The following is a 25,902-nucleotide window of genomic DNA, read 5'->3' as shown; positions in this document are numbered from 1 at the left end:
CACAATCGGCGCGACCGGCGCCGGCGTGCACAGTCGCCGCAACTCGCACTCATCCCATCCCAAGGAGGCCTCCATGGTTTCGAACTCCCGTCGCACCGTGCTGGCCGGTGCCGCGGCGCTGGCCGCGATGGCCCCGCTGTCCATGGCCCAGGCCCAGGCCTACCCGAACAAGCCGGTGCGCCTGGTCGTGCCCTTCGCGCCCGGCGGCACCACCGACATCATCGCCCGCGTGGTTGCCGAGAAGATCAACGCGCCGCTGGGCCAGACCATGGTGGTCGAGAACCGCGGCGGCGGCGGCGGCGTGATCGGCGCCGACGCGATCGCCAAGTCGCCGGCCGACGGCTACGCGCTGGGCATGGCGACGGTGTCGACCACCGCGGCCAATCCGGCGATCAACCCGAAGATGCCGTACAACACGCTGACGGACTTCACGCCGATCATCAACATCGCGGCGACGCCGAACGTGATCGCGGTGCACCCGAGCTTCCCGGCCAAGGACTACAAGGGCTTCCTCGCCGAGATCAAGAAGAACCCCGGGAAGTACAGCTTCGCCAGCTCGGGGACCGGCGGCATCGGCCACCTGCAGATGGAGCTCTACAAGAGCCTCACCAGCACCTTCGTCACGCACATCCCCTACCGCGGTGCCGGACCGGCGCTGAACGACACGGTGGCGGGCCAGGTGCCGATCATCTTCGACAACCTGCCGTCGGCGCTGCCCTTCATCAAGGACGGCCGGCTGGTCGCGATCGTCGTCGCGGCGCCGCAGCGCGTCGCGGCGCTGCCGAACGTGCCGACCTTCAAGGAAGTCGGCCTGGAACCGGTGAACCGCATGGCCTACTACGGCATCCTCGGGCCCAAGGGCCTGCCGAAGGATGTCGTCGACAAGATCAGCAGCGCGGTCAAGGCCACGGTCGCGATGCCGGACGTGAAGAAGCGCATCGAGGACACCGGCTCGCTGCTGGTCTTGAACACGCCGACCGAGTTCACGCAGCAGATCGAGGCCGAGTACGCGGTCTACAAGAAGGTCGTCGAGCAGCAGAAACTGAAGCTCGATTGAGCTCGGCGACACTTCGGGCGTGAAGCCGCCCGAGGACCCGCCGCCGCTGCCCGCCGACAGCGCGACCGCGATCGACCTGTTCCTCGACATGCTGTGGATCGAGGACGGCTTGAGCGCCAACACGCTGGCCGCCTATCGACGCGACCTGACGCTCTATGCACAGTGGCTGGGCCGCGAGGCCGGCCGCGCGATCGACGCGTCGCGCGAGGCCGACCTGCAGGCCTATGCCGTTGCGCGCCACGCGGGCACGCGCGCGACCAGCGCCAACCGCCGGCTGACGGTCTTCAAGCGCTACTTCCGCTGGGCCTTGCGCGAGAAGCGCATCGACGCCGACCCGACCCTGCGCCTGCTGCCGGCCCGCCAGCCGCTGCGTGTGCCCAAGACCCTGAGCGAGGCGCAGGTCGAGGCGCTGCTGGGCGCCCCTGATGTCGAGACGCCGCTGGGGCTGCGCGACCGCGCGATGCTCGAGTTGATGTATGCCAGCGGCCTGCGGGTCAGCGAGCTGGTGACCCTGAAGTCGGTTCACGTGGGCCTCGCCGAGGCGGCGCTGCGCGTCACCGGCAAGGGCAGCAAGGAGCGGCTCGTCCCCTTCGGCGAGGAGGCGCATGCCTGGCTGCAGCGCTACCTGAAGGAGGCGCGCGCGGCCATCCTCGGCGGGCAGGCGAGCGATGCGCTGTTCGTCACCGGGCGGGGCGGGGCGATGACGCGCCAGGCTTTCTGGCTGTTGATCAAGAAGCACGCGCGCGCCGCCGGCGTCGCCGTGCCGCTGTCGCCCCACACGCTGCGGCATGCCTTTGCGACCCACCTGCTGAACCACGGCGCCGACCTGCGCGCGGTGCAGATGCTGCTGGGCCACGCCGACATCTCGACGACGACGATCTACACCCATGTGGCGCGCGAGCGCCTGAAGCAGCTGCACGCGCAGCACCACCCTCGCGGCTGAGCCGCCGGTCCGGAGCCCGCCGCGCAATAGCCCGGCGCTGCCGCGGGGGCTTGGGGCCGTGCTACTGTCACGCCGACGACCAAGGCGGCCTGCACCGCAGACCGCGAACCGGGAGTGGCGATGAGAAGGGCGACGCTCTACAGCCGGTCTCCACGCACGCAGGCGCGGCCCGCGGGAGCATCGGTGCAGCTGCCGCCGGCCGCGGCCGAAGCGCCGCTCGCGGCGCCGGTCGTCGCCCGGGCATCGCGCTGGCGCGCGCTGCTGGCGCGGCATCCGCGGACCCTGGGCTTCGTCGGTGCGCTGGCGCTGGTGCTGATGGTCGGCGCCGCGTGGCAGGCCGGGCAGCGCCAGGCGCTGCCGCCGCCGCTGACGCAGAAGGACATCGACGCGGCGGTCCTGCACACGCTGCAGACCAAGGACCTCCCGTCGCGCGCCGCCAGGGCCGCGGCGGCGGTGATGCCCTCGCTCGTGCGGGTGCGCACCGAACTGCCCGACGACCGCCGCAATCTCGACCTGCCGCGGCAGCGCGCGACCGGCAGCGGCATCATCATCAAGGAAGACGGCACGGTGCTGACCAGCCTGCACGTGGTCGTCGGCGCCGAACGCATCATGGTGTCGCTGCACGACGGCACCGAGATCGAGGCCACGCTGGCCGGCGCCCGCCCGGACAAGGACCTCGCGGTGCTGAAGCTGCGCAAGCTGCCCGACGAGGGGGTGCAGCCGGCCACGCTGCGGCCGACCGCCGGCCTGCAGCCGGGCGACGAGGTGGTGGCGGTCGGCTTCCCGTTCGGCATCGGGCCCAGCGTGTCGGCCGGCGTCGTCTCGGGCCTGGGCCGCGAGCACCGGGCCGGCGACGGGCGCACCTTGCTGTCCAACCTGATCCAGTTCGATGCAGCCGCCAACCCGGGCAACTCGGGCGGGCCGCTGTTGACGCTCGACGGCCAGGTCGTCGGCATCGTCGCGGCGATCATGAACCCGACCGACCAGGCGGTCTTCATCGGCATCGGCCTGGCCGTGCCGATCGAGGACGCCGCCGCGGCCGCCGGCATGCCGCCTGCCTGATTCTTCCGACCTTCGCAGGACTTCCGATGCAAGCCATGAACCCCGAAGACGTCGCGGCCCAGATGCAGCGCGTGCTCTACGAAGTGAAGAAGGTCGTGGTCGGCCAGGACCAGTTCCTCGAGCGCGTGCTGATCGCGATGCTGGCGCAGGGCCACCTGCTGGTCGAGGGCGTGCCGGGCCTGGCCAAGACGCAGACCGTCAAGACGCTGGCGCTGGTGCTGCAGGGCGCGTTCCGGCGCATCCAGTTCACGCCCGACCTGCTGCCGGCCGACCTGGTCGGCACGCGCGTCTTCAACCAGAAGACCGGCGAGTTCAGCACCGCGCTCGGCCCCGTCTTCACCAACCTGCTGCTGGCCGACGAGATCAATCGAGCACCCGCCAAGGTGCAGAGTGCGCTGCTCGAGGTGATGCAGGAGCGCCAGGTCACGATCGCGGGCGAGACCCACCGGGTGGCCCAGCCCTTCCTCGTGATGGCGACGCAGAACCCGATCGAGACCGAGGGCACCTACCCGCTGCCCGAGGCGCAGATCGACCGCTTCATGATGAAGGTGGTCGTCGGCTACCCGAGCGAGGAAGAGGAGTTCGTCATCGTCGAGCGCGTCACGGGCGAGTGGCCGCAGGTCCAGCCGGTGCTGGGCAGCGACGAGCTGGCGGCGCTGCAGCGGGCCTGCCGCCAGAGCTTCGTCGAGCCGGCGCTGATCCAGTACGCGGTCAAGCTGGTGGCGGCGACCCGCCATCCCGGCAAGCATGGCCTGGCCGAACTGGCGCCGCAGATCAGCTTCGGGGCCAGCCCGCGCGCCAGCATCCACCTGATCGAGGGCGCGCGCGCGCTGGCGCTGCTGCGCGGCCGCGACTACGTGCTGCCCGAGGACGTGATCGAGCTGGTGCCCGACGTGCTGCGGCACCGCCTGGTGCTGTCCTACCAGGCGCTGGCCGAAGGCGTGACGGCCGACGCGCTGATCGCCAGCCTGCTGCGCAAGATCCGCGCACCGGCCACGCCGCTGGCCGCGCGGCGCGGGGCCCACGCGGGCTCGAACGGGACGGCCGCTCCGCTGCAATGAAGGCGACCCTGCCTCCCGGCCTGGACGCCGAGCGGCTGCTGCTGCGGCTCGAATGGCGCGTGCTGCGGCGCCTGGACGGCGCGCTGCACGGCGACTACCGCGGCCTGCTGCGCGGCGTCGGCGACGACCTGGCAGACCTGCGCGAGTACCAGACCCACGACGACGTGCGCCACATCGACTGGAACGTCACCGCCCGGCTGGGCGTACCGCACGTCCGCGAGTATCACGAGGACCGCGACCTGACGGCCTGGTTCCTGGTGGACCTGAGCCCGTCGTCCGAGATCGGTGCGAACACCTCGCGGGCCACGATGGCGCTGGACTTCGTCGCGACGCTGGCCCGGCTGCTGGCGCATCGCGGCAACCGCGTCGGCGCGCTGCGCTACCGGCAGGGCGTCGACGCGGTCGTGATGACCGGCAGCGGGCGCCGGCACGTGCTGCGGCTCGTCCACCAGCTGCTGCAGCCGGGCGGCGCGACGCCGCGGCGCGGCCGGACGCCGGTCGCGGCGGGCACGCGCCTGCACGAGCTGCTGGAGGCCGCGCAGCCGCTGCTGAAGCGCCGCTCGCAGGTCTTCGTCGTGTCCGACTTCCTCAGCGAGCCCGGCTGGGAGGCGCCGCTGGCACGGCTGGCGCAGCGCCACGACGTGGTCGCCGTGCGCCTGACCGACCCGCTCGACGGCGAACTGCCCGACCTCGGCCTGCTGCTGATGGGCGATGCCGAGACCGGCGAGCAGATCCTGGTCGACACCCACGACCGGCGCTTCCGTGCCCGCCACGCCGAGGCCGTGGAGCGGCGCGAGGCAGCGCTGCAGGCCGCGCTGGGCGCGGCAGGGGTCGATGCGCTCGAGCTGTCGAGCAACGACGACCTGGCCGAGGCGCTGCTGCACTTCGTGCGCCTGCGGCGTCGCGTGGCGCAGCGGCTGGCGGGCGGGGCGGTCGCGGGGGGGCGCCCATGATCCCCGTCAGCTTCGTCTGGCCCGAGCTGCTGTGGGGCCTGCTGCTCGCACCGGTGCTGGTGGCGCTGTACCTGTGGCTGCTGCGGCGACGCCGTCGCGCAGCCCTGCGCTACGCCAGCCTGGCGCTGGTCAAGGAGGCTATGGGTGCCGCGTCGGCCTGGCGGCGCCATGTGCCGCCGGCGCTGTTCCTGCTGGCGCTGGCGGCCTTGCTGGTGGCGCTGGCGCGTCCGCAGGCGGTGCTGAGCCTGCCCAGCCAGCAGCAGACCGTGATCCTGGCGATGGACGTTTCCGGCAGCATGCGGGCCACCGATGTCGAGCCGAGCCGGCTCGAGGCGGCGCAGGCGGCGGCGCGCGCCTTCGTCGCCGACCAGCCGCCGAACACGCGCGTCGGCGTCGTCGCGTTCGCGGCGACGGCCCAGCTGGTGCAGGCGCCGACGCGCAGCCGCGAGGACGTGCTGGCCGCGATCGACCGGTTCCAGCTGCAGCGCGCCACGGCCACCGGCAGCGGGCTGGTGGTCGCGCTCGCGGCGCTGTTCCCCGACCACAACCTCAGCGTCGAGGCGCTGCAGCGCAGCCAGGCCGGTGCCGACGCGCGCCGTGCCGCCCCGCTGGGCGGACGCGAGGCGCCGACCGGTCCGAAGCCGCCGGTCGAGGTCACGCCGGTGCCGGCCGGGTCGCACAACGAGGCGGTCATCATCCTGCTGTCCGACGGCCAGCGCACCACCGGCCCCGACCCGCTGGCCGCGGCGCGGCTGGCGGCCGACCGCGGCGTGCGCGTCTATACCGTCGGGGTCGGCACGCCCGAAGGCACGACGATCGGCTTCGAGGGCTGGTCGGTGCACGTCCGCCTCGACGAGGACACGCTCAAGAGCATCGCCACCATGACCCAGGGCGAGTACTTCCGCGCCGGTACCGCGACCGATCTCAAGAAAATCTACGAGACGCTGAACACCCGCATCGTCCTGGAGACCCGCCAGACCGAAGTGACGGCGCTCGTCGCGGGCGCCGCGCTGCTGCTGCTGCTGTTGTCCGGCGGTCTGTCGGTGGCGTGGTTCCATCGGGTGCTGTGAGCAACTGGACGCTCCGTCGCGGCGGCCGTTGCGGAGCAAGGCACCCGCGGGCAAGGCTTGAAGCGGAGAGGTCTTGGTGACGATCTAGACGCATGCGGTCACGAGGCCGCCACCACGCTGCGCTAAGCTCGCGCATGCCTTCCGATGGTGCCCGGACCTCCGCAATCGCCTGGTGGCGCCAGCTCGGGCCGCGCGTGCGGACGCTGGCGCCCTACAAGGCGATCGGCACGATGCTGATCATCCCGGTCTTCTTCTGGGCCTACTTCTGGGTGCTGCGCCATCCGCAGGGCGAGGTGACGGTGATGCCGCTCACCTGGCTGGACGGCCTGATCGGCTTCGAGCCGGCGGCGATCCCGCTGTACGTGTCGCTGTGGCTCTACGTGTCGCTCGCGCCGGCTTTCCTGAAGGACCGCCGCGAGGTCGTGTCGTACGCGGTCGCGACCATTGCGCTCAGCGTGGTCGGCCTGCTGATCTTCCTGCTGTGGCCGACGACGGTCGTCGTCAACGATGCCGACTGGGGTGCGCACGCCTCGCTGGCCTTCCTGAAGGAACTGGACGCGCCGCGCAATGCCTGTCCGTCGCTGCACGTGGCCTTCGCGGTCTTCACCGGCCTGTGGTTCGAGCGGATGCTGCGCGAGCTGGGGGCCGGCTGGTCGCCACGCCTGCTGAACCTCCTGTGGTGTCTGGGGATCCTGTGGTCGACGATGGCGATCCGCCAGCACGTCGCGCTCGATGCCTATGCCGGCACGGCGCTGGGTGCAGTCGCGGCCTGGCTGCACATGCGCTGGCTGGATGGGCCGCGCGCGCTGCCCGCTGCGGAGCGAACCCGCGGGAACTTGCCCGTCGCATCGGGCAAGTGAAGCGCGGCCGGCCGCGCGCCGACGCGCCGCGGAGACAATCGCGGCATGGATCACAGCTTCGTCTCCGCCTTCGTCCTGCTGCTGCTGGTGCTGGACCCCTTCGGCAGCCTGCCGATCTTCATCTCGGTGCTCAAGGGGGTCTCGCCGCCGCGGCGCAAGATCATCGCGCTGCGCGAGTCGCTGATCGCGCTGGTCGTGCTGCTGGCCTTCATGTTCTCGGGCGAGAGCTTCCTGGCGCTGATGCACCTGTCGGAGCGTTCGCTCGAGGTGGCCGGCGGCGTGATCCTGCTGATCATCGCGATCCGCATGATCTTCAGTTCGGGCTCGCAGATCTATGCGTCCGAGGGCGGCGCGCGCGAACCGCTGATCTTTCCGCTGGCCGTCCCCTTGCTGGCCGGCCCGTCGGCGATGGCGACGGTGCTGCTGCTGGCGTCGCGCCAGCCCGAGAAGCTGATGCAGTGGGTCGGCGCCGTCACGGCCGCGATGGCGGTCTGTGCCCTGGTGATGCTGGCTGCCGAGCGCATCCGCAAGCTGCTGGGCCACTCGATGGTGTCGGCGATCGAGAAGCTGATGGGCCTGGTGCTGACCGCGATCGCGGTCGAGATGATCCTGGCGGGGCTGAAGCGCTACTTTGTCGGCGGCCTCTGACGCTCAAGCGCTCAACCAGGCCATCTCCTCGGCCGTGAAGCCCGCGGCCTCGCGGGCATCCAGGTTCAGCGGCGGCCGCGGCTTCGGCGCGTCGTAGCGCTCGGCGAGCTGCGGGTACAGCGCCACCGGGTCCAGCCCGTCGCGGTCGCACAGCCAGCGGTACCAGCGGTTGCCGATGGCGACATGGCCGATCTCGTCACGCAGGATGACGGCCAGGATGTCGACGGCATGCCGGTCGCCGGCCCGCGCGAACTTCCGCTGCAGCGGAGGCGTGGCGTCGAGGCCGCGCGCCTCCAGCGTGCGCGGCACGAGCGCCATGCGCGCGACCGGGTCGTGGGCAGTGCGCGCGGTCATGGTCCACAGGCCGTCGTGGGCGTCGAAGTCGCCGTAGTCGCGGCCCAGCGACTGCAGGTGCTCGCGCAGCAGCGAGAAGTGGTGCGCCTCCTCGCCGGCGACGCGGACCCAGTCGCGGTAGTAGGCCGCGGGCAGACCGGCAAAGCGCCAGACGGCGTCGAGCGCCAGGTTGATGGCGTTGAACTCGATGTGCGCGATGGCATGCAGCAGGCCGGCACGGCCTTCGGGCGTCGAGGCCGGCCGCTGGCGCACCCGCAGCGCCGGCACGAGGTGCGGGCGTCCCGGTCGACCGGGCAAGTCGCCGGCGGGCCGGAGCTCGGCGACGACGTCGAGCGGAGCGTCGTCGCGTCGCAGTGCCAGGGCGCGGGCCGCGGCGACCTTCGCACCGGGCTCGGTCTCCTGCAGCGCGGCCAGGGCCGCCCGGCGCAGGTCCGGCAGGGGAGCGACGTCAGTCGAGGCGGGCATCCGTAAAATTATGGCTTTGCCGGAGTGCCGCATGGCCTTGTTCCAGCTCGACGACCGGGTGCCGCAGGTGCACGAGACCGCCTACGTGGCCGACAGCGCCGAGCTGATCGGCGCGGTGATCGTCGAGGAGGGCGCGAGCATCTGGTCCCACGTGGTGATCCGCGGCGACAACGAGCCGATCACCATCGGCCGGCACTCCAACGTCCAGGAAGGCGCGGTGCTGCACACCGACCCGGGCTGCCCGCTGGTCATCGGCGAGGGCGTGACGGTCGGACACCAGGCCATGCTGCACGGCTGCACGATCGAGGACGGCGCGCTGGTCGGGATCCAGGCCGTGGTGCTGAACAAGGCGCGGATCGGCCGCCATTGCCTGATCGGCGCCGGCGCGCTGGTGACCGAAGGCAAGGAGTTCGCCGAAGGCATGCTGATCCTCGGCAGCCCGGCCAAGGCGGTCCGGGCGCTGGGCGAGGACGACATCGAGCGCATGCGGCGCGGCTCGCAGACCTATGTCGAGCGTGCTCAGCGCTACAAGCGCGTGTTGAAGCGCGTCGGCTGAACCCCACTTTGTCACGATGAGCGAAGTCCACAAGTTCCTGTTCGACGGCCTGCCGGTGCGCGGCATGCTGGTGCGGCTGACCGACGACTGGACCGGCCTGCTGGCGCGGCGCGAGGGCGAGCGGGCCCACCCGGCCCCGGTCCGGGCGCTGCTCGGCGAGATGGCGGCGGCGGGCGTGCTGATGCAGGCCAGCATCAAGTTCAAGGGCGCGCTGCTGCTGCAGCTGCACGGCGACGGCCCGGTGCGGCTGGCGGTGGCGGAGGTGCGGTCGGACCTGGGCTTCCGTGCCACGGCCAGCGTGACCGGCGAGCTGCCGCCCGACGCGGGGCTGGCGGCGATGGTCAATGCCGGCGGTGGCGGACGCTGCTCGATCACGCTCGACCCCGAGGACAAGCTCCCGGGCCAGCAGCCCTACCAGGGGGTCGTGCCCCTGCACGGCGACCGGCGCGAGCCGCTGGGGCGGCTGTCGCAGGTGCTGGAGCACTACATGCTGCAGTCCGAGCAGCTCGACACCAGGCTCGTGCTGGCCGCCGACGACCGCGTCGCCGCCGGCCTGCTGATCCAGCGGCTGCCAGTCGATGGCGAAGGCAACCTCGGGGCCCGCAACGAGGACGAGATCGGCCTGAACGAGGGCTACAACCGCATCGCCCACCTGGCGTCGACCCTGAAGGCCGAGGAGCTGCTGGGCCTGGATGCCGACACCATCCTGCGCCGCTTGTTCTGGGAAGAGAGCGTGCGCCGTTTCGAGCCCCTGGCGGGCGCCGACGGGCCGCGGTTCTCGTGCACCTGCTCGCGCCAGCGCGTGATCCGCATGCTGCAGGGCCTGGGCCGGGAGGAGTTCGACGGCCTGATCGCCGAACGCGGCCTGGCCGAGGTCGGCTGCGAGTTCTGCGGCGCCCAGTACCGTTTCGACGCCGTCGACGGCGGCGAGGTGTTCACCGCCGCGCGCGACCAGCCGCCGACCTCGCGCGCCGTGCAGTGAGGCGCGGCCTGTCGCGCCGGTGACGACGCGATGACGCGGCGCCGGCGCCACGCGAGCGTTGCGGATTCCCGTTTCCGGGGCCTGTGGCGCACCCGCCCGGTGCTACAGTCCCCTCGTCGAAAAATCGGTCCTTCCCGTCCCCTTTGTCGGTTCTGTCGAACATGCAAAGGCGGGTCGCAATCCGCCAACCGGTCAAGCCGTGCCGCGGAAGGTTGTCCAACCAGCCAACGCCCTGGATACCAGGGTGAAAGGTGAGCGAAATGATGCAGCAGTACCGCTCGAACTCGTACCTGTTCGGGGGCAACGCCCCTTATGTCGAGGAGCTCTACGAGGCCTATCTCGACAACCCGGGATCGGTGCCCGACAAGTGGCGCGCCTACTTCGATGCGCTGCAGAACGTGCCGGCCACCGACGGTTCCGAGTCGCGTGATGTCGCGCATGCCCCGGTCATCGAGTCCTTCGCGCAGCGCGCCAAGGCCAACGCCTTCGCCGTCAAGGCCAGCGCGGCCGAGCTGGCCGTTGCGCGCAAGCAGGTCCATGTCCAGTCGCTGATCGCCGCCTACCGGTCGCTGGGCGCCCGCTGGGCCGACCTCGACCCGCTCAAGCGCACCGAGCGCCCGCGCATCCCCGAGCTCGAGCCGGCGTTCTACGACCTGAGCGAGTCCGACATGGACATCACGTTCAGCGCGACCAACACCTACTTCACGACCGCCGAGCAGCAGACGCTGCGCGAGATCCTGCAGGCGCTGCGCGAGACCTACTGCGGGTCGATTGGCGCCGAGTTCATGCACATCACCGAGCCGGCCGAGAAGCGCTGGTGGCAGGAGCGCCTGGAGCGCGTGCGCAGCAAGCCGAGCTTCAGTGCCGACCAGAAGAAGCACATCCTCGATCGCCTGACCGCCGCCGAGGGCCTGGAGCGCTACCTTCACACCAAGTACGTCGGCCAGAAGCGCTTCTCGCTCGAGGGCGGCGAGAGCTTCATCGCGTCGATCGACGAGGTGGTGCAGCGCGGCGGCGAGGCCGGCGTGCAGGAGATCGTGATCGGCATGGCTCACCGCGGGCGCCTCAACGTGCTGGTCAACACGCTGGGCAAGATGCCGGCGGACCTGTTCGCCGAGTTCGACCACACCGCGAAGGAAGACCTGCCGGCCGGCGACGTCAAGTACCACCAGGGCTTCTCGAGCGACATCCCGACGCGCGGCGGTCCGGTGCACCTGAGCCTGTCGTTCAACCCCTCGCACCTGGAGATCGTCAATCCGGTGGTCGAAGGCTCGGTCAAGGCCCGGCTCGACCGTCGCGGCGACACCGACGGCGACACGGTGCTGCCCGTGCTCGTGCACGGCGACGCGGCCTTCGCCGGCCAGGGCGTGGTGATGGAGACGCTGGCGCTGGCGCAGACCCGCGGCTACTACACCGGCGGCACGGTGCACCTGGTCATCAACAACCAGATCGGCTTCACCACCAGCGATCCGCGTGACTCGCGCTCGACGCTGTACTGCACCGACGTCGTCAAGATGATCGAGGCGCCGGTGCTGCACGTGAACGGCGACGACCCCGAGGCGGTGGTGCTGTGCACCCAGCTCGCGCTGGACTACCGGCAGGAGTTCAACAAGGACGTCGTCGTCGACATCATCTGCTTCCGCAAGCTGGGCCACAACGAGCAGGACACGCCCTCGCTGACCCAGCCGCTGATGTACAAGAAGATCGCGGCGCATCCCGGCACGCGCAAGCTCTACGCCGACAAGCTGGTGGCCCAGGGCACGCTCAAGCCCGAGGATCCCGACGCGATGACCAAGGCCTTCCGTGCCGCGATGGACGCCGGCAAGCACACGGTCGATCCGGTCCTGACCAACTTCAAGAGCAAGTACGCGGTCGACTGGACGCCGTACCTCAACAAGAAGTGGACCGACGCCGCCGACACGGCGCTGCCGCTGGCCGAGATCAAGCGCCTGTCGGAGCGCATCACGACGCTGCCGAAGGACTTCAAGGCGCACCCGCTGGTCGAGAAGGTGCTGGCCGACCGTGCGGCCATGGGCCGTGGCGAGATCAACGTCGACTGGGGCATGGGGGAGCACCTGGCCTATGCCTCGCTGGTCGCCAGTGGCTATCCGGTGCGCCTGTCGGGCGAGGACTGCGGCCGTGGCACCTTCACCCACCGCCACTCGGTGCTGCACGACCAGAACCGCGAGAAGTGGGACGAGGGCACCTGGATTCCGCTGCAGCACGTGGCCGACGGGCAGGCGCCTTTCGTCGTCATCGACTCCATCCTGTCCGAGGAGGCGGTGCTGGGCTTCGAGTACGGCTACGCCAGCGCCGACCCGAACACGCTGACCATCTGGGAAGCGCAGTTCGGCGACTTCGTCAACGGCGCCCAGGTCGTGATCGACCAGTTCATCGCCTCGGGCGAGGTCAAGTGGGGCCGCGTCAACGGCCTGACCCTGCTGCTGCCGCACGGCTACGAGGGCCAGGGCCCCGAGCACAGCTCGGCGCGCCTGGAGCGCTTCATGCAGCTGGCGGCCGACAACAACATGCAGATCTGCCAGCCGACCACGGCCAGCCAGATCTTCCACCTGCTGCGCCGCCAGCAGGTGCGCATGTTCCGCAAGCCGCTGGTGGTGATGACGCCGAAGTCGCTGTTGCGCGCCAAGGACGCGACCTCGCCGCTGTCGGACTTCACGCGGGGCGAGTTCAAGACCGTGATCGGCGAGCGCAACGAGGACATCGAGGCCGCCAAGGTCAAGCGCGTGATCGTCTGCTCGGGCAAGGTCTACTACGACCTGGTCAAGAAGCGCGAAGAGAAGAAGGCCTTCGACGTCGCGATCATGCGCGTCGAGCAGGTCTATCCCTTCCCGCACAAGGCCTTCGGGGCCGAGATGAAGAAGTACCCGAATGCCACCGACGTGGTCTGGTGCCAGGACGAGCCGCAGAACCAGGGCGCGTGGTTCTTCATCCACCACTACGTGCACGAGAACATGCTCGAAGGCCAGAAGCTCGGCTATGCCGGGCGCCCGTTCTCGGCCTCGCCGGCGGTGGGCTATGCCCACCTGCACCAGGAGCAGCAGAAGGCGCTGCTCGACCAGGCCTTCTCCAAGCTCAAGGGCTTCGTCCTGACCCGCTGACACCTGCGCCCCGCGCCCATGGCGTGCCGCGCGATGCGGCGCCAGGGCGGCGGGGGCTCCAACGCACCCCGAAGAAAGCATTCCCATGGCACTCATCGAAGTCAAGGTTCCGCAGCTGTCCGAATCGGTGGCCGAAGCCACGCTGCTGCAGTGGAAGAAGAAACCCGGCGAAGCCGTCGCGCTGGACGAGATCCTCATCGAGATCGAGACCGACAAGGTCGTGCTGGAGGTGCCGGCACCGGCCGCCGGCGTGCTGGCGCAGCTGGTCAAGAACGACGGCGAGAGCTGCATCAGCGATGAGGTCATCGCCAAGATCGACACCGAGGGCCAGGCCGCGGTCAGCCCGCTCGAGGTGAAGCCGGTGCCCGAGGCCCAGGCGGCGCCGGGCGCCACCAAGGGCGTGGTCGTCGATCCGGTCAAGGACGGCAGCAAGTCCGACGTGGCGATGCCGGCGGCCGCCAAGCTGATGGCCGACAAGCAGCTCGCGACCAGTCAGGTCAGCGGCACCGGCAAGGACGGCCGCATCACCAAGGGCGACGTGCTGGGCGCGCTCGAGGCCGGCGTGAAGCCGGCCGTGGCCGCGCCGGTCGCGGTGCAGGCGGCGCCTGCGGTCGCCAGGGCGCTGCCGGCCGTCGCCGTGCCCACCGGCCCGGGCCTCGGCGATCGGCCGGAGCAGCGCGTGCCGATGTCGCGCCTGCGCGCGCGCGTCGCCGAGCGCCTGCTGCAGTCGCAGGCCACCAACGCGATCCTGACGACCTTCAACGAGGTCAACATGGCCCCGGTGATGGAGATGCGCAAGCGCTTCCAGGAGAAGTTCGAGAAGGAGCACGGCGTCAAGATCGGCTTCATGAGCTTCTTCGTGAAGGCTGCGGTCGCGGCGCTGAAGAAGTACCCGGTGCTCAACGCCTCGGTGGACGGCAACGACATCGTCTACCACGGCTATTTCGACATCGGCATCGCGGTCGGCTCGCCGCGCGGCCTGGTGGTGCCGATCCTGCGCAACGCCGACCAGATGAGCTTCGCCGACATCGAGAAGAAGATCGCCGAGTTCGGCCAGAAGGCCAAGGACGGCAAGCTCTCGCTCGACGACCTGATGGGCGGCACCTTCTCGATCAGCAACGGCGGCGTGTTCGGCTCGATGCTGTCCACGCCGATCATCAACCCGCCGCAGAGCGCGATCCTCGGCGTGCATGCGACCAAGGACCGCGCGGTGGTCGAGAACGGCCAGGTCGTGGTGCGCCCGATCAACTACCTCGCGATGAGCTACGACCACCGCATCATCGACGGCCGCGAGGCGGTGCTCGGACTCGTCGCGATAAAGGAAGCGCTGGAAGATCCCGCACGCCTCCTGTTCGACATCTGAGGACGACGCGATGAGCAGCAAGCAATTCGACGTCATCGTCATCGGCGGCGGCCCCGGCGGCTACATCGCGGCCATCCGCGCGGCGCAGCTCGGCTTCGCCACGGCCTGCATCGACGAATGGAAGAACGAGAAGGGCGGCCCGGCGCCGGGCGGCACCTGCACCAACGTCGGCTGCATCCCCAGCAAGGCGCTGCTGCAGTCCAGCGAGCACTTCGACCACGCTGGCCACGCCTTCGCCGACCACGGCATCGGGCTCAAGGACCTGAGCATCGACGTGACGAAGATGCTCGGCCGCAAGGACACCGTCGTGAAGCAGAACAACGACGGCATCCTCTACCTGTTCAAGAAGAACAAGGTGACGTTCTTCCACGGTCGCGGCTCGTTCGCCAGGACCACCGAAGCGGGCTATGAGATCAAGGTCACCGGCACCGCCGAGGAAGTGATCGTCGGCAAGCACGTCATCGTCGCGACCGGCTCCAACCCGCGCGCGCTGCCGGGCGCTCCCTTCGACGAGCAGAGCATCCTCAGCAACGACGGCGCGCTGCGCATCCCGGCGGTGCCGAAGAAGCTCGGCCTGATCGGCGCCGGCGTCATCGGCCTCGAGATGGGGTCGGTCTGGCGCCGGCTGGGCGCCGAGGTCACGGTGCTGGAGGCGCTGCCGGCCTTCCTGGGAGCGGTCGACGAGCAGATCGCCAAGGAAGCGCAGAAGGCCTTCGTCAAGCAGGGCCTGAAGATCGAGCTGGGCGTGAAGATCGCCGAGGTGAAGACGTCGAAGAAGGGCGTCAGCGTGGCCTATGCCAATGCGAAGGGCGAGCCGCAGACGCTCGAGGTCGACAAGCTGATCGTCTCGATCGGTCGCGTGCCCAACACGAACGGCCTGAATGCCGAGGCCGTGGGTCTGAAGCTCGACGAGCGCGGCGCGATCGTCGTCGACGACGACTGCCGTACCAACCTGCCCAGGGTGTGGGCGGTGGGCGACGTGGTGCGCGGCCCGATGCTCGCGCACAAGGCCGAGGAAGAAGGCGTCGCGGTGGCCGAGCGCATCGCCGGCCAGCACGGGCACGTCAACTTCAACACCATTCCCTGGGTCATCTACACCAGCCCCGAGATCGCCTGGGTCGGGCAGACCGAACAGCAGCTCAAGGCGGCCGGCCGCGCGTACAAGGCGGGGACCTTCCCCTTCATGGCCAACGGCCGGGCCCGCGCGCTCGGCGACACCACCGGCATGGTCAAGTTCCTGGCCGACGCGAAGACCGACGAGATCCTGGGCGTGCACATCGTCGGGCCGATGGCCAGCGAACTGATCGCCGAGGCGGTGGTCGCGATGGAGTTCAAGGCCAGCAGCGAGGACATCGCGCGCATCTGCCACGCCCACCCGAGCCTGAGCGAGGCGACCAAGGAAGCGGCTCTGGCGGTCGACAAGCGCACGCTGAACTTCTGAGCCGGACGAGGCCGAAGTCGTGGCCGTCCGCGAGCTCTTCGAACGCACGCTCGCCGAGCGCGGCTACACGGCCGACGCGGCGCAGCGTCGCGCCATCGACGCGCTGGAGCGCTGCGAGAACGAGTGGGCCGACTACAAGGCGCGGCGCAGCAATGCGGTGACCAAGCTGCTGCGCCACCCGCCGATCCCGCGCGGCGTCTACATGTACGGCGGGGTCGGGCGCGGCAAGAGCTTCCTGATGGACTGCTTCTTCCAGTCGGTGCCGCTGGTGCGCAAGACGCGGCTGCACTTCCACGAGTTCATGCGCGAGGTGCACCGGGAACTGCAGGACCTGAAAGGCCAGGCCGATCCGCTGGACGAACTGGGCCGGCGCATCGCGCGGCGCTACCGCCTGATCTGCTTCGACGAGTTCCACATCGCCGACGTGACCGACGCGATGATCCTGCATCGCCTGCTGTCGGCGCTGTTCGCCAACCGCGTCAGCATCGTCACGACCTCGAACTTCCATCCCGACAGCCTGTACCCGAACGGCCTGCACCGCGAACGCATCCTGCCGGCCATCGCGCTGCTGAAGGACAAGCTCGAGGTGCTGGACGTCGACGGCGGCGTCGACTATCGCCGGCGCACGTTCGAGACGGTCAGGCTGTATCACGCGCCGCTCGGACCCGAGGCCGACGCAGCGATGACCGAGACCTTCGAGCGCCTCGCCGAGGCCCGCGACGAGGACCCGCGCCTGCACATCGAGCAACGCGAGATCCGCGCGAGGCGACGCGCCGGCGGCGTGGTCTGGTTCGACTTCCGCACGCTGTGCGGTGGCCCGCGTTCGCAGAACGACTACCTCGAACTGGCGACGCAGTTCCACACGCTGCTGCTGTCCGACGTGCCCGAGATGCCGCCGCGGCTCGCGTCCGAAGCGCGTCGCTTCACCTTGCTGGTCGACGTGCTCTACGATCGCCGCGTGAAGCTCGTCGTCTCCGCCGCCGTGCCGCCCGAGCGGCTCTACACCGAAGGTCCGCTGGCGCACGAGTTCCCGCGCACGGTGTCCCGCCTCAACGAGATGCAGTCGGTCGAGTTCCTCTCGCAGGGCCGGCGCGAAGTCGACACGACGCTCACATGAAGACGGTGTGCGTCCTGATGGCGCTGGTGTCGTCGGCTGCGGCCGCCGAGGACCCGGCCAGCGACGCGGCCGTGCGCGAGCGCCTGGGTGCCCGGCGCGTGGCGATCGAGGCGGCTCACGCCACGGCCGAACGGGAGTGCACCCAGCGCTTCTTCGTCACCGACTGCCTCGAAGCCGCGCGGACGCGCCGCCGCGAGGCGCTGATCGAGATCGACCTCAGCGAAGCGACGCTCGACGATGCCGAGCGCAGCCGGCGCGCCGGGGTGCGCCAGAGGCGCATCGACGAGAAGCGCGCGCGGCAGGAGGCGGACCAGCGCAATCGCGCCGCGGTGCCGCTGCTGCCGCCGGAGGCCGCGAGCGCGGCGGTGCGCCCCGGGCCACGACCGTCGCCGTCGCTCGCGCCGGTGCCGGTCGGGCCGTCGCCTGCCGCCGATGTCCGGGAGTCTCCGGCCGACGTCGCGCAACGGCGTCGTGACGAGCAGCGTGCCCGCACGGCCTACGAGGCCCGGCAGAAGGAGGCGACGGAGCGCCGCGAGGAGTTGCAGCGCCGCCAGCAGGGCAAGCCCAAGGCCGCCCCCCTGCCGCCGGTGGCGCCGGCCTCGAAGCCTTAGCGGGTGCGGTGGGGGCGCCGGGTCCCGCGCAGATCAGCCGAGCGGCTCGATCCGGACCAGCGCCAGCGACAGGTTGTCGCCGCCCCCGCGGGCACGATGCCGTGCCTTGCCGACCAGCATCTCGCTGGCCTCGCGCGGCGGCAGGGTATGCACGATCGCGCCCAGCTCGCGCGGGGTGAAGTAGTGCCACAGGCCGTCGCTGCAGGCCAGCAGGCTGTCGCCGACCTCGAGCCGCTCGATGCGGCTCACGGCCAGCGGCGGATCCTGGTGGGTGCCCAGGCAGCCGGTCAACAGGTTCGACTGCGGGTGGGTGTTGGCTTCTTCCTCGCTGATCTGTCCTTCGTCGACGAGGCGCTGCACGAAGGAGTGGTCCTTGGTGCAGCTGGCCATCTCGGCGCCGCGAAAGTGGTAGACCCGCGAGTCACCGGCGTGGATCACGTCGCAGGCGCGCCAGGGATGGACCAGGAAGGCGGCCAGCGTGCTGTGCGGCTCTTCCTCGGCGGTGATCGCCGTCAGCTTGATCATCAGGTGCGACTCGAGCACCAGCTGCTTCAGCGCCTCGACCGGGTCGTCGCGGTTCGGCGTGTAGCGCTCGAACAGCTGCTGGGCGGTCAGCAAGACCTGGTCGGCGGCCTTGCGGCCGCCACTCTTGCCGCCCATGCCGTCGGCCACGACGCCCAGCAGGCAACCCGCGACGCGCGGGTGGGGCAGGATGCCGACCTGGTCCTGCTGATAGGCGCGGTCTCCACGGTGCAGGCCGGTGGCAGCGGCGACGCGGTAGCCGGGAGGCGCGGTGGTCATATGCGAAAACTATAATCCCATTACTCTGCAAAGCCGCGTTCCGACGACGCGCCATACCGTGCCGGCGTGAGGCTTGCACACTCTTTGCCGCATGGCTGCGGTCGCGATGGACGACAACCTGCACTCGCCGCAACGCCGGCTGATCGAACTGCGCATCGAGCATGGCGATCTGGACAGCCTGATCGACCAGGCCTCGATCGAGCGGCCCCTGGACGAACTGACGCTGCGACGCCTGAAGAAGCGCCGGCTCGCGCTGCGCGACCAGATCGCCACGCTGGAGATGCGACTCCGTCCCCCCGAGCCCGCATGAGCGCTGACTCACGCCCGCTCTCGTGACCGTCGCCGTCGCCTTGCCCAGCGAGCTGCGGGAAGCCGTGGCGCGGGCGTTCGCCGGCGCCGGGCCGCTGGCCGAAGCCGATCCGGCCTACCGCGAGCGCGCCGGCCAGCTCGAGCTGGCGCAGGCCGTCGCCGACGCGATCGACGAGCGCTCGGTTCTGGTGGCCGAGGCCGGGACCGGCGTCGGCAAGACCTTCGCCTACCTCGTCCCAGCGCTGCTGGCCGGCCGCCGCACGCTCGTCAGCACCGCCACCAAGAGTCTGCAGGATCAGCTCTTCCTGCGTGACCTGCCGCGCCTGCGCGACCTGCTGCAGCTGCCGGTCACGGTGGCGCTGCTCAAGGGGCGCAGCAGCTACCTGTGCCTGCAACGCCTGACGCAGGCGCGCCAGGCCGAGCAGCTGCCCGACCGCTGGGCCGCCCGCACGCTTGCCAAGATCGAGCAGTGGGCCCAGCGCAGTGGCAGCGGCGACCTGGCCGAACTCGAGGGGCTGGACGAACGCTCGCCGGTGATCCCTCTGGTGACGTCGACGCGCGAGAACTGCCTCGGCAGCGAATGTCCCGAGTACCGCAACTGCCACGTGATGAAGGCGCGTCGCGAGGCGATGGCCGCCGATCTCGTGGTCGTCAACCACCACCTGTTCTTCGCCGACCTGTCCTTGCGCGACACGGGCATGGCCGAGCTCCTGCCCTCGGTCGATGTCGCGGTGTTCGACGAGGCCCACCAGCTGACCGAAGCCGGCGTGGCCTTCCTCGGCAGCACGCTGGGCAGTGCCCAGGCCATCGACTTCGCCCGCGACACGCTGGCCGCCGGCCTGGGTCAGGCGCGCGGCCTGCAGCCCTGGCAGGAACTGGCGGCTGCCTGCGAGCGCGCGGCGCGCGAGCTGCGCCTCGCAGCCGTCGGCCCCCTGCGCGACGTGCGGGGCAGCCTGAAGCTGCGCTGGGACGACCGCGCGGGCCGGGGCGACTTCCAGGCGGCGATGCAGGCGCTGGGCGCGGCCTGCGCGGCCGCCGGCGACGCGCTGGGCGTGGTGCGCGAGGTCGGGCCCGACTTCGACAAGCTTGCCGAACGGGCATCGACGCTCGCGAGCCGCGCTGCGGCCTTCGCGGAGGAGGCCGAGCCGGGCAAGGTGCGCTGGATCGACCTGACGCCGCAGGGCGTGCGGCTGGTCGAGTCACCGCTGGACGTACGCGATGCGATGCGCGAGCAGGTCGCGGCCGCGCCGAAGGCCTGGGTCTTCACGTCGGCAACGCTCGGTGCCGACGCCAGACTGGCCTGGTTCACCGAGCAGGCGGGACTCGACGACGCCCGGACGCTGCGGGTCGACAGCCCCTTCGACTACCCGGCGCATGCGCGGCTCTACGTGCCGGCGCGGTTCCCGAAGCCGAACGAGAGCGGTCATCCGGCGGCAGTGGCGCGGCTCGCAGCGGCCTGCGCCCGGGCCGCCGGCGGCCGGACCTTCGTGCTGACGACGACCCTGCGAGCGCTGGCCAGCATCGGCGAGGCCCTGCAGGTCCAGCTCGTCGAGGGCGAGGCGCCGATCGAGGTGCTGGTGCAGGGCAGCGCGCCCAAGCGCCAGCTGCTGCAGCGCTTTCTCGACACGCCGCGCGCCGTGCTGGTCGGCTCGCAGAGCTTCTGGGAAGGCATCGACGTGCCGGGGGATGCGCTGCAGTGCGTGATCATCGACAAGCTGCCGTTCCCGCCGCCCAACGACCCGCTCGTCGAGGCGCGGGTGCGGCGTCTCGAGTCCGAGGGGCGCAATGCCTTCAACGACTACTTCGTCGCAGAAGCCGCGGTGTCGCTGAAGCAGGGCGCCGGCCGGCTGATCCGCAGCGAGACCGACCGCGGCCTGCTCGTCATCTGCGACCCGCGCATGGCCGCGATGGGCTATGGCAACAAGCTGAGGGCGGCGCTGCCGCCGATGCCGGCATTGCGCGAGCAGGACGAGGCGCTGGCGTGGCTGGAGGAGATTGCGGGGTAGGGGCCGGGAGAGCCCGCTTCGATCCCTGCCGCGACGGAGCGCTGGTTACCGCTCTACCAAATCTGCCACCACGGCTTGCTCGCGCTGACGAAGCCTTCCTTGACGTAGCGCGACTCGGGGAAGTTCTTGGCCAGCACGCGCTGGGCATCGTCGCGCAGCTGGGTCAGGCCGAGCTTGTCGTAGCTGAGCCCCATGATGTAGAGCGCCTCCTCGGAGGCCGGCGCGCGCTGGAACTCCTGCACCGCCTGCTGCGCACGGTTGGCCGCGGCCACGTAGGCGCCGCGGCGGTAGTAGTAGCGCGCCACGTGGACCTCGTACTGGGCCAGCGTGTTGACGATGTAGCTCATGCGCAGCAGCGCGTCCGGCGTGTACTTCGACTCCGGAAACTGCGTCGTCAGCTGGCGAAAGCTCTGGTAGGCGTCGCGCGAGGCCTGCTGGTCGCGCTCGGACAGGTCCTGGCGCGCCAGGCTGCCCAGCAGCCCGAGGTTCTCGTTGAAGTTGACGAGGCCCTGCAGGTAGTAGGCGTAGTCGAGCGCGGCGCTGCTGGGGTGCAGCTTGATGAAACGCTCGAGCGTCGACAGCGCCTGGGCCTTCTCGCCGCCCTTGTAGTAGGCGTAGGCCAGGTCGATCTGGGCCTGTTGCGCCTGCTGGGTGCCGGCGGCGCGGGCTTCGATCTTCTCGTAGAGCTTGGTCGCGCGCTCCCAGTTGCCGTTGGCGGCCTCGTCGCGCGCGTCTTCGTACAATTTCTCGGTCGCCTTCGTCGCGTCGGCGTCCTTGGGGGTGCCGCTGCAGCCGGCGAGGCCGACAGCCAGCACGAGCGCGGCGAACACGGCGCGCGCGCCGCCGGTGGGATCGAGTCGCATCAGGGTCATCACCAGCAGACGGCGCACGGGGCGACCGCGGTTGAAGGAACCACAAAATTATATGAGCGCCCCTTCAGAGCGCACGCCGGTGGACGACACCGAGGCCGACGAGACACCGGAAGCCGCCGACGCCGAACGGCGCAGTGCCCGCGTCGAGCCGGCCGAGCACGGCGAGCGGCTCGATCGCTGGCTGGCCCTGCGGCACGGCGAGTTCTCGCGCAGCCACCTGCAGGGGCTGGTCGAGGCGGGCTGGGTGTCGGTCGACGGACGCGTCGTCACCAGCTGCTCGCGGCGCGTCGCCCCCGGGCAGCAGATCGAGGTGACGCTGCTGCCGACGCCGGAGAGCCGGGCTTTCCGCCCCGAGCCGATGACGCTGGCGATCGTGTTCGAGGACGAGCACCTGCTGGTCGTCGACAAGCCGGCCGGGCTGGTCGTGCATCCGGCGCCGGGCAACTGGTCGGGCACGCTGCTCAACGGCCTGCTCGCCCATCACGCTGGCGCGTCCGCGCTGCCGCGCGCCGGCATCGTCCATCGGCTCGACAAGGACACCAGCGGCTTGATGGTGGTGGCGCGGACGCTGGTGGCCATGACGGCGTTGACGCGTGCCATCGCCGCGCGCGAGGTGCAGCGCGAGTACCTGGCCCTGGCGCATGGCGTTCCGCGCCAGCAGGCGTGGACCGTCGACGCCCCGATCGGCCGCGACCCGGTGTCGCGCGTGCGCATGGCCGTGGTGCCGGGCGGCAAGCCGGCACGGACCGACATCGCCGTGGTGGCGGCAGGCGACGCGCTGTGCGCGCTGCGCTGCCGGCTCCACACGGGGCGCACGCACCAGATCCGCGTGCACCTGGCGCACCAGGGCCATCCCCTGGTGTCGGATGCCCTTTACGGCGGGCGCCCGGCCCTCGGCCTGGAGCGCCAGGCCCTGCATGCCCACCGCCTGGGATTTGCGCACCCGATCGACGGCCGGCCGCTGGCCTTCGAGGCAGCGCTCGCGGCCGATCTTGCAGCGGCATGGCAACAGCTCAGCGCCGCCGCACCGGGGTCCGATACAATGAGCGCAAAGGGTTGATGCAACCCCCGCCGGCGCCCGACCGATGTCTCGCCGGCCCGACCGCACCAGGTCCCCCAAAGAGTTCCGCTACCAGCCGCCCGGGTCTCCCGACCCGGTGTTCAGCTGCAGCGAACGAGGCACCGCCCGATTCCATGCCGGTCCCGAGCCGGTCACGACGACAGACGAATCGATGAACACCCAGGATGCGAAGCGCGTCCTCGAGACCGCGCTCATCTGCGCCCAGCAGCCGCTGCCCTTGCGCGACCTGCGCATGCTCTTCGACGACGAGCTTGGCCCCGACACCTTGCGCATGCTGCTCGACGAACTGGCGCGCGACTGCGAAGGACGGGGCGTCGAGCTGGTCGCCGTGTCGACCGGCTGGCGTTTCCAGAGCCGGCCCGAGCTGCGCGAATACCTCGACCGGCTCAACCCCGAGAAGCCCCCCAGGTACACCCGGGCGACGCTGGAGACGCTGGCGATCATCGCCTACCGCCAGCCGGTCACGCGCGGCGACATCGAGGACATCCGCGGTGTCACCGTCAACAGCCAGTTGCTGAAGCAGCTGGAAGACCGCGGCTGGGTCGAGAGCATCGGCCATCGCGAGACGCCGGGCCGGCCGGCGCTGTACGCGACCACGCGGCAGTTCCTCGACGACCTCGGGCTGGGCAGCCTGGACCAGCTGCCGGCGCTGGGCGGTGCTGCCGGCGCCGCCCTGCTGGCCGATGCGCTGCCGGAGCAGCCCTCGCTGCTCGATGCCGGCGTGGCCGCCGACCCCTCCGACGCGGAGCCCATGGCCGACGCGCCTCCCCTCGATCCGACTGCCGGGGAGGCCGACGCGGCTGTCTCCGCCGAACGCCAGACATGAACTCCAACGACACCCCGATGCACGAGTCGCCGCCCGAAGTCCCGACCGGCGACGACCCGACAGCCGAGACCGCAGCCAAGCCGCCGCGCCGTCGCCGCGCGCCCAAGGCGCCGGAGGGTGAGGTCGTGCAAGCTCCATCGGAGGCCGCCGCGAGCGAGCCGCCGGCCCCGCCGGCCGAGGCATCGACGGCCGAAGCACCGACGATGGCATCCGAGGGCGAAGGCCCGACCGATGCCGAGGAGGGCGCAGGCGGCGGTCGTCGCAGCCGCAACCGGCGGCGCGGCCGCGGCAAGGACCGCGCCGATCGCCCGGCAGGCGACGCCGAGGCGGGGGCTCCTGCCGACCCGCGCCCGGCGCCGCTGGCCGTCGACCCGGTGCTGACCGAGGAGCGATTTGCCGAAGTCCTGTCCGGCGCCTACGACGCCGAGCCGCCCGAGCCGGACGACGAGGCCAGCGTCGAGCAGATCAGCAAGCGGGTGCTGCGTCCCGAGCCCGAGGCGCCGAAGCTGCACAAGGTGCTGGCGCAGTCGGGTATCGGCTCGCGGCGCGACATGGAGCAGGCGATCGCCGACGGCAAGATCACCGTCAACGACGAAGTGGCGCATGTCGGCATGCGCATCTCCTACGGCGACCGCGTCGCCATCGACGGCAAGCCGGTCAAGCTGCGCATCCAGGGCGGGCCGGCGCGCCTGCTGGCGTATCACAAGCCGGTCGGCGAGGTGGTCAGCTTCAACGATCCGGAAGGGCGGCCGACGGTGTTCCGCCGCCTGCCGCGCCTGCAGCACGGCAAGTGGCAGTCGGTCGGCCGGCTCGACATCAACACCGAGGGCCTGTTGCTGTTCACGACCTCGGGCGAACTGGCCAACCAGCTGATGCACCCGCGCTTCGGCGTCGAGCGCGAGTACGCGGTGCGCGTGCTCGGCAGCCTCGACGACGAGCAGCGCCAGCGGCTGCTCGACGGCGTCGAGATCGACGGCCAGACCGCCGGCTTCCAGCGCATCGAGGACGGCGGCGGAGAGGGTGCCAACCGCTGGTACCGCGTCGTCATCACCGAAGGCCGCAACCGCGAAGTGCGCAAGCTGTTCGACAAGGTCGGCCTGGCGGTCAGCCGCCTGATCCGCATCCGTTACGGCACGGTCGTGCTGCCGCGCGGCCTCAAGCGCGGCGTCTGGGTCGAACTCGACGACCAGGACCTGCGCACGATCCGGCAGCTCGCCAGCGGCGGGCGCGGCCAGCCGACGGAAGCGCGCGAAGCGCGCCCTGCCAACCGCGAGCAGCGCCGCGATGGCCGGGGCGGTGGCAAGCCCGGCCGTGGCCCCCAGCAGTCGGGTCCGCGCCAGAACGATCGTCAGAACGACCGCCCGCCGCGCCGCGAGCGCGAGCCGCGGCCCATGGACGCCGAGCCGCGCGCCGATGGCGAGCCCGGCGACGACATCGGGCCGATCCCCAATCCGCTGGAGCAGACCTTCGACCGTCGCTTCGCCAAGGGCCCCAAGCGCCGCGGCGGGCAGGGCTTCGGCCACGGCACCCCCCCGCCCGACCTCGACGGCGAGGGACCGCCCGGCAGCATTCCCAACCCGCTGGAGCAGACCTTCGACCGCCGCTTCGTCAAGGGCTCGCAGCGCATCACGGCCGGCTTCGGGCGCCATGACGCCCACGAGTCGGGCCAGGGGGCCGCGCCCAAGAAGGGCGGACCGAAGCAGCCCGACCCGATGCAGACCTCGGTCGGCTACATCGGCGCCGACGCCTACTTCAACAAGGCTGGCGGCAAGCGTGGTGGCGGGCGAAGCGGCGGCGGCGGTGGTGGCGGAGGAGGCCGCGGCCGCGGCCGCTAGCAGCTCGCAGCGACGGCGGAACCGACCCCGCCCACTAGAATCCCAGGCTTTGCCCAATCACTGATTCCGGAGAAAACATGGCGATCGAACGCACCTTGTCCATCATCAAGCCCGACGCCGTCGCCAAGAACGTCATCGGTCAGATCTACGCGCGCTTCGAAGGCGCCGGCCTCAAGGTCGTCGCGGCCAGGATGGTCCATCTCTCGCGCGGCGAGGCCGAACAGTTCTATGCCGTGCACAAGTCGCGCCCCTTCTTCAAGGACCTGGTCGAGTTCATGATCTCCGGCCCGGTGATGATCCAGGCGCTGCAGGGCGAGAACGCCATCGCGAAGAACCGCGAGCTGATGGGCGCCACCGATCCGAAGAAGGCCGACAAGGGCACCATCCGTGCCGACTTCGCGGACAGCATCGACGCCAACGCGGTGCACGGCTCGGATGCCCCCGAGACCGCTGCGGTCGAGGTGGCGTTCTTCTTCCCGGGCATGAACGTCTACGCACGCTAAGGGCGCC

General features: G+C 70.8%; 24 protein-coding genes. 21 read left to right on the top strand and 3 right to left on the bottom strand.

The annotated features are described in order from the left end of the window. Window positions 1-73 precede the first annotated feature (73 nt). The 8 genes from QZV97_RS09840 to QZV97_RS09805 all read left to right on the top strand — a co-directional run bounded on the left by QZV97_RS09840 (window position 74) and on the right by QZV97_RS09805 (window position 7,654). The gene (locus QZV97_RS09840; protein WP_295641599.1) at window positions 74-1,057 is read left to right on the top strand and encodes a tripartite tricarboxylate transporter substrate binding protein BugE; all 984 of its coding nucleotides are present in this window, start codon (window positions 74-76) and stop codon (window positions 1,055-1,057) included. 19 nt (window positions 1,058-1,076) lie between these two features. Next, entirely contained in the window at window positions 1,077-2,000 is a 924-nt protein-coding gene (xerD, locus tag QZV97_RS09835; protein ID WP_295641598.1) for a site-specific tyrosine recombinase XerD, read from the top strand. A 120-nt stretch (window positions 2,001-2,120) separates the two neighbouring features. Continuing rightward, window positions 2,121-3,062, top strand: a complete 942-nt coding sequence (locus QZV97_RS09830; RefSeq protein WP_295641597.1) for a trypsin-like peptidase domain-containing protein — start codon at window positions 2,121-2,123, stop codon at window positions 3,060-3,062. Window positions 3,063-3,097: 35 nt separating this feature from the next. Beyond that, complete coding sequence (locus QZV97_RS09825; protein ID WP_295641596.1) at window positions 3,098-4,123, top strand: MoxR family ATPase; 1,026 nt, start codon at window positions 3,098-3,100, stop codon at window positions 4,121-4,123. Further along, window positions 4,120-5,076, top strand: a complete 957-nt coding sequence (locus QZV97_RS09820; RefSeq protein ID WP_295641595.1) for a DUF58 domain-containing protein — start codon at window positions 4,120-4,122, stop codon at window positions 5,074-5,076. The genes QZV97_RS09825 and QZV97_RS09820 overlap by 4 nt, the downstream gene beginning before the upstream one ends. Then, window positions 5,073-6,146 carry a VWA domain-containing protein gene (locus QZV97_RS09815; protein ID WP_295641594.1) on the top strand — a complete coding sequence of 358 codons (1,074 nt, stop codon included), beginning with the start codon at window positions 5,073-5,075 and terminating at the stop codon, window positions 6,144-6,146. The genes QZV97_RS09820 and QZV97_RS09815 overlap by 4 nt, the downstream gene beginning before the upstream one ends. Window positions 6,147-6,280: 134 nt before the next feature. Beyond that, window positions 6,281-7,006 (top strand): phosphatase PAP2 family protein, encoded by a 726-nt coding sequence (locus QZV97_RS09810; protein WP_295641593.1) that lies wholly within the window; start codon window positions 6,281-6,283, stop codon window positions 7,004-7,006. A 45-nt stretch (window positions 7,007-7,051) separates the two neighbouring features. Next, on the top strand, window positions 7,052-7,654 hold the full coding sequence (locus QZV97_RS09805) for a MarC family protein (protein ID WP_295641592.1): 603 nt from the start codon (window positions 7,052-7,054) through the stop codon (window positions 7,652-7,654). 3 nt (window positions 7,655-7,657) lie between these two features. Here the strand turns inward: QZV97_RS09805 and QZV97_RS09800 are convergent, their stop codons facing one another. Beyond that, a complete protein-coding gene (locus QZV97_RS09800) occupies window positions 7,658-8,473 on the bottom strand; it encodes a ferritin-like domain-containing protein (RefSeq protein WP_295641591.1) in 816 nt (271 codons plus the stop codon). Window positions 8,474-8,504: 31 nt separating this feature from the next. Here QZV97_RS09800 and QZV97_RS09795 point away from each other — a divergent pair, with 31 nt between their 5' ends. The 7 genes from QZV97_RS09795 (at window position 8,505) to QZV97_RS09765 (ending at window position 17,662) form a co-directional block, all read left to right on the top strand. Further along, entirely contained in the window at window positions 8,505-9,029 is a 525-nt protein-coding gene (locus QZV97_RS09795; RefSeq protein ID WP_295641590.1) for a gamma carbonic anhydrase family protein, read from the top strand. Window positions 9,030-9,045: 16 nt separating this feature from the next. Then, the gene (locus tag QZV97_RS09790) at window positions 9,046-10,011 is read left to right on the top strand and encodes an Hsp33 family molecular chaperone HslO (RefSeq protein ID WP_295641589.1); all 966 of its coding nucleotides are present in this window, start codon (window positions 9,046-9,048) and stop codon (window positions 10,009-10,011) included. Between the two features lie 251 nt (window positions 10,012-10,262). Beyond that, window positions 10,263-13,130 (top strand): 2-oxoglutarate dehydrogenase E1 component, encoded by a 2,868-nt coding sequence (locus QZV97_RS09785; protein ID WP_295641588.1) that lies wholly within the window; start codon window positions 10,263-10,265, stop codon window positions 13,128-13,130. An 85-nt stretch (window positions 13,131-13,215) separates the two neighbouring features. Then, a complete protein-coding gene (odhB, locus tag QZV97_RS09780) occupies window positions 13,216-14,493 on the top strand; it encodes a 2-oxoglutarate dehydrogenase complex dihydrolipoyllysine-residue succinyltransferase (RefSeq protein ID WP_295641587.1) in 1,278 nt (425 codons plus the stop codon). A 10-nt stretch (window positions 14,494-14,503) separates the two neighbouring features. Next, window positions 14,504-15,934 (top strand): dihydrolipoyl dehydrogenase, encoded by a 1,431-nt coding sequence (gene lpdA / locus QZV97_RS09775; protein WP_295641586.1) that lies wholly within the window; start codon window positions 14,504-14,506, stop codon window positions 15,932-15,934. Window positions 15,935-15,953: 19 nt separating this feature from the next. Continuing rightward, a complete protein-coding gene (gene zapE, locus QZV97_RS09770; protein WP_295641585.1) occupies window positions 15,954-17,051 on the top strand; it encodes a cell division protein ZapE in 1,098 nt (365 codons plus the stop codon). Beyond that, window positions 17,048-17,662, top strand: coding sequence for a hypothetical protein (locus QZV97_RS09765; protein WP_295641584.1), 615 nt, complete (start codon window positions 17,048-17,050; stop codon window positions 17,660-17,662). Before zapE ends, QZV97_RS09765 begins: the two co-directional genes overlap by 4 nt. A 33-nt stretch (window positions 17,663-17,695) precedes the next feature. Here QZV97_RS09765 and QZV97_RS09760 read toward each other — a convergent pair whose 3' ends face one another. Beyond that, the gene (locus QZV97_RS09760) at window positions 17,696-18,463 is read right to left on the bottom strand and encodes a protein phosphatase 2C domain-containing protein (protein WP_295641583.1); all 768 of its coding nucleotides are present in this window, start codon (window positions 18,461-18,463) and stop codon (window positions 17,696-17,698) included. Window positions 18,464-18,569: 106 nt separating this feature from the next. On the opposite strand from QZV97_RS09760, the gene QZV97_RS09755 reads away from it, so the two are divergent. Together QZV97_RS09755 and QZV97_RS09750 are read left to right on the top strand one after the other, a co-directional pair. Then, window positions 18,570-18,773: a YdcH family protein gene (locus tag QZV97_RS09755; RefSeq protein ID WP_295641622.1), complete on the top strand. Its 204-nt coding sequence runs from the start codon at window positions 18,570-18,572 to the stop codon at window positions 18,771-18,773. Between the two features lie 22 nt (window positions 18,774-18,795). Next, window positions 18,796-20,778, top strand: coding sequence for an ATP-dependent DNA helicase (locus QZV97_RS09750; RefSeq protein ID WP_295641582.1), 1,983 nt, complete (start codon window positions 18,796-18,798; stop codon window positions 20,776-20,778). Window positions 20,779-20,831: 53 nt separating this feature from the next. Here QZV97_RS09750 and QZV97_RS09745 read toward each other — a convergent pair whose 3' ends face one another. After that, window positions 20,832-21,650 carry an outer membrane protein assembly factor BamD gene (locus QZV97_RS09745; RefSeq protein WP_295641621.1) on the bottom strand — a complete coding sequence of 273 codons (819 nt, stop codon included), beginning with the start codon at window positions 21,648-21,650 and terminating at the stop codon, window positions 20,832-20,834. A 52-nt stretch (window positions 21,651-21,702) separates the two neighbouring features. Here QZV97_RS09745 and QZV97_RS09740 point away from each other — a divergent pair, with 52 nt between their 5' ends. The 4 genes from QZV97_RS09740 (at window position 21,703) to ndk (ending at window position 25,895) form a co-directional block, all read left to right on the top strand. Further along, a complete protein-coding gene (locus tag QZV97_RS09740) occupies window positions 21,703-22,710 on the top strand; it encodes an RluA family pseudouridine synthase (protein ID WP_295641581.1) in 1,008 nt (335 codons plus the stop codon). A gap of 172 nt (window positions 22,711-22,882) precedes the next feature. Beyond that, a complete protein-coding gene (gene scpB, locus QZV97_RS09735; protein ID WP_295641580.1) occupies window positions 22,883-23,557 on the top strand; it encodes an SMC-Scp complex subunit ScpB in 675 nt (224 codons plus the stop codon). Then, complete coding sequence (locus QZV97_RS09730) at window positions 23,554-25,392, top strand: pseudouridine synthase (protein ID WP_295641579.1); 1,839 nt, start codon at window positions 23,554-23,556, stop codon at window positions 25,390-25,392. Before scpB ends, QZV97_RS09730 begins: the two co-directional genes overlap by 4 nt. 77 nt (window positions 25,393-25,469) lie before the next feature. Next, on the top strand, window positions 25,470-25,895 hold the full coding sequence (gene ndk, locus QZV97_RS09725) for a nucleoside-diphosphate kinase (RefSeq protein WP_295641578.1): 426 nt from the start codon (window positions 25,470-25,472) through the stop codon (window positions 25,893-25,895). The last annotated feature ends 7 nt before the right edge of the window (window positions 25,896-25,902 follow it).

It is taken from the genome of uncultured Methylibium sp. (assembly GCF_902826655.1).
Taxonomy (GTDB): domain Bacteria; phylum Pseudomonadota; class Gammaproteobacteria; order Burkholderiales; family Burkholderiaceae_C; genus Methylibium.
The sequence above is the reverse complement of the archived record's forward strand: the minus strand, read 5'-3'. Positions and strand labels throughout refer to the sequence as shown.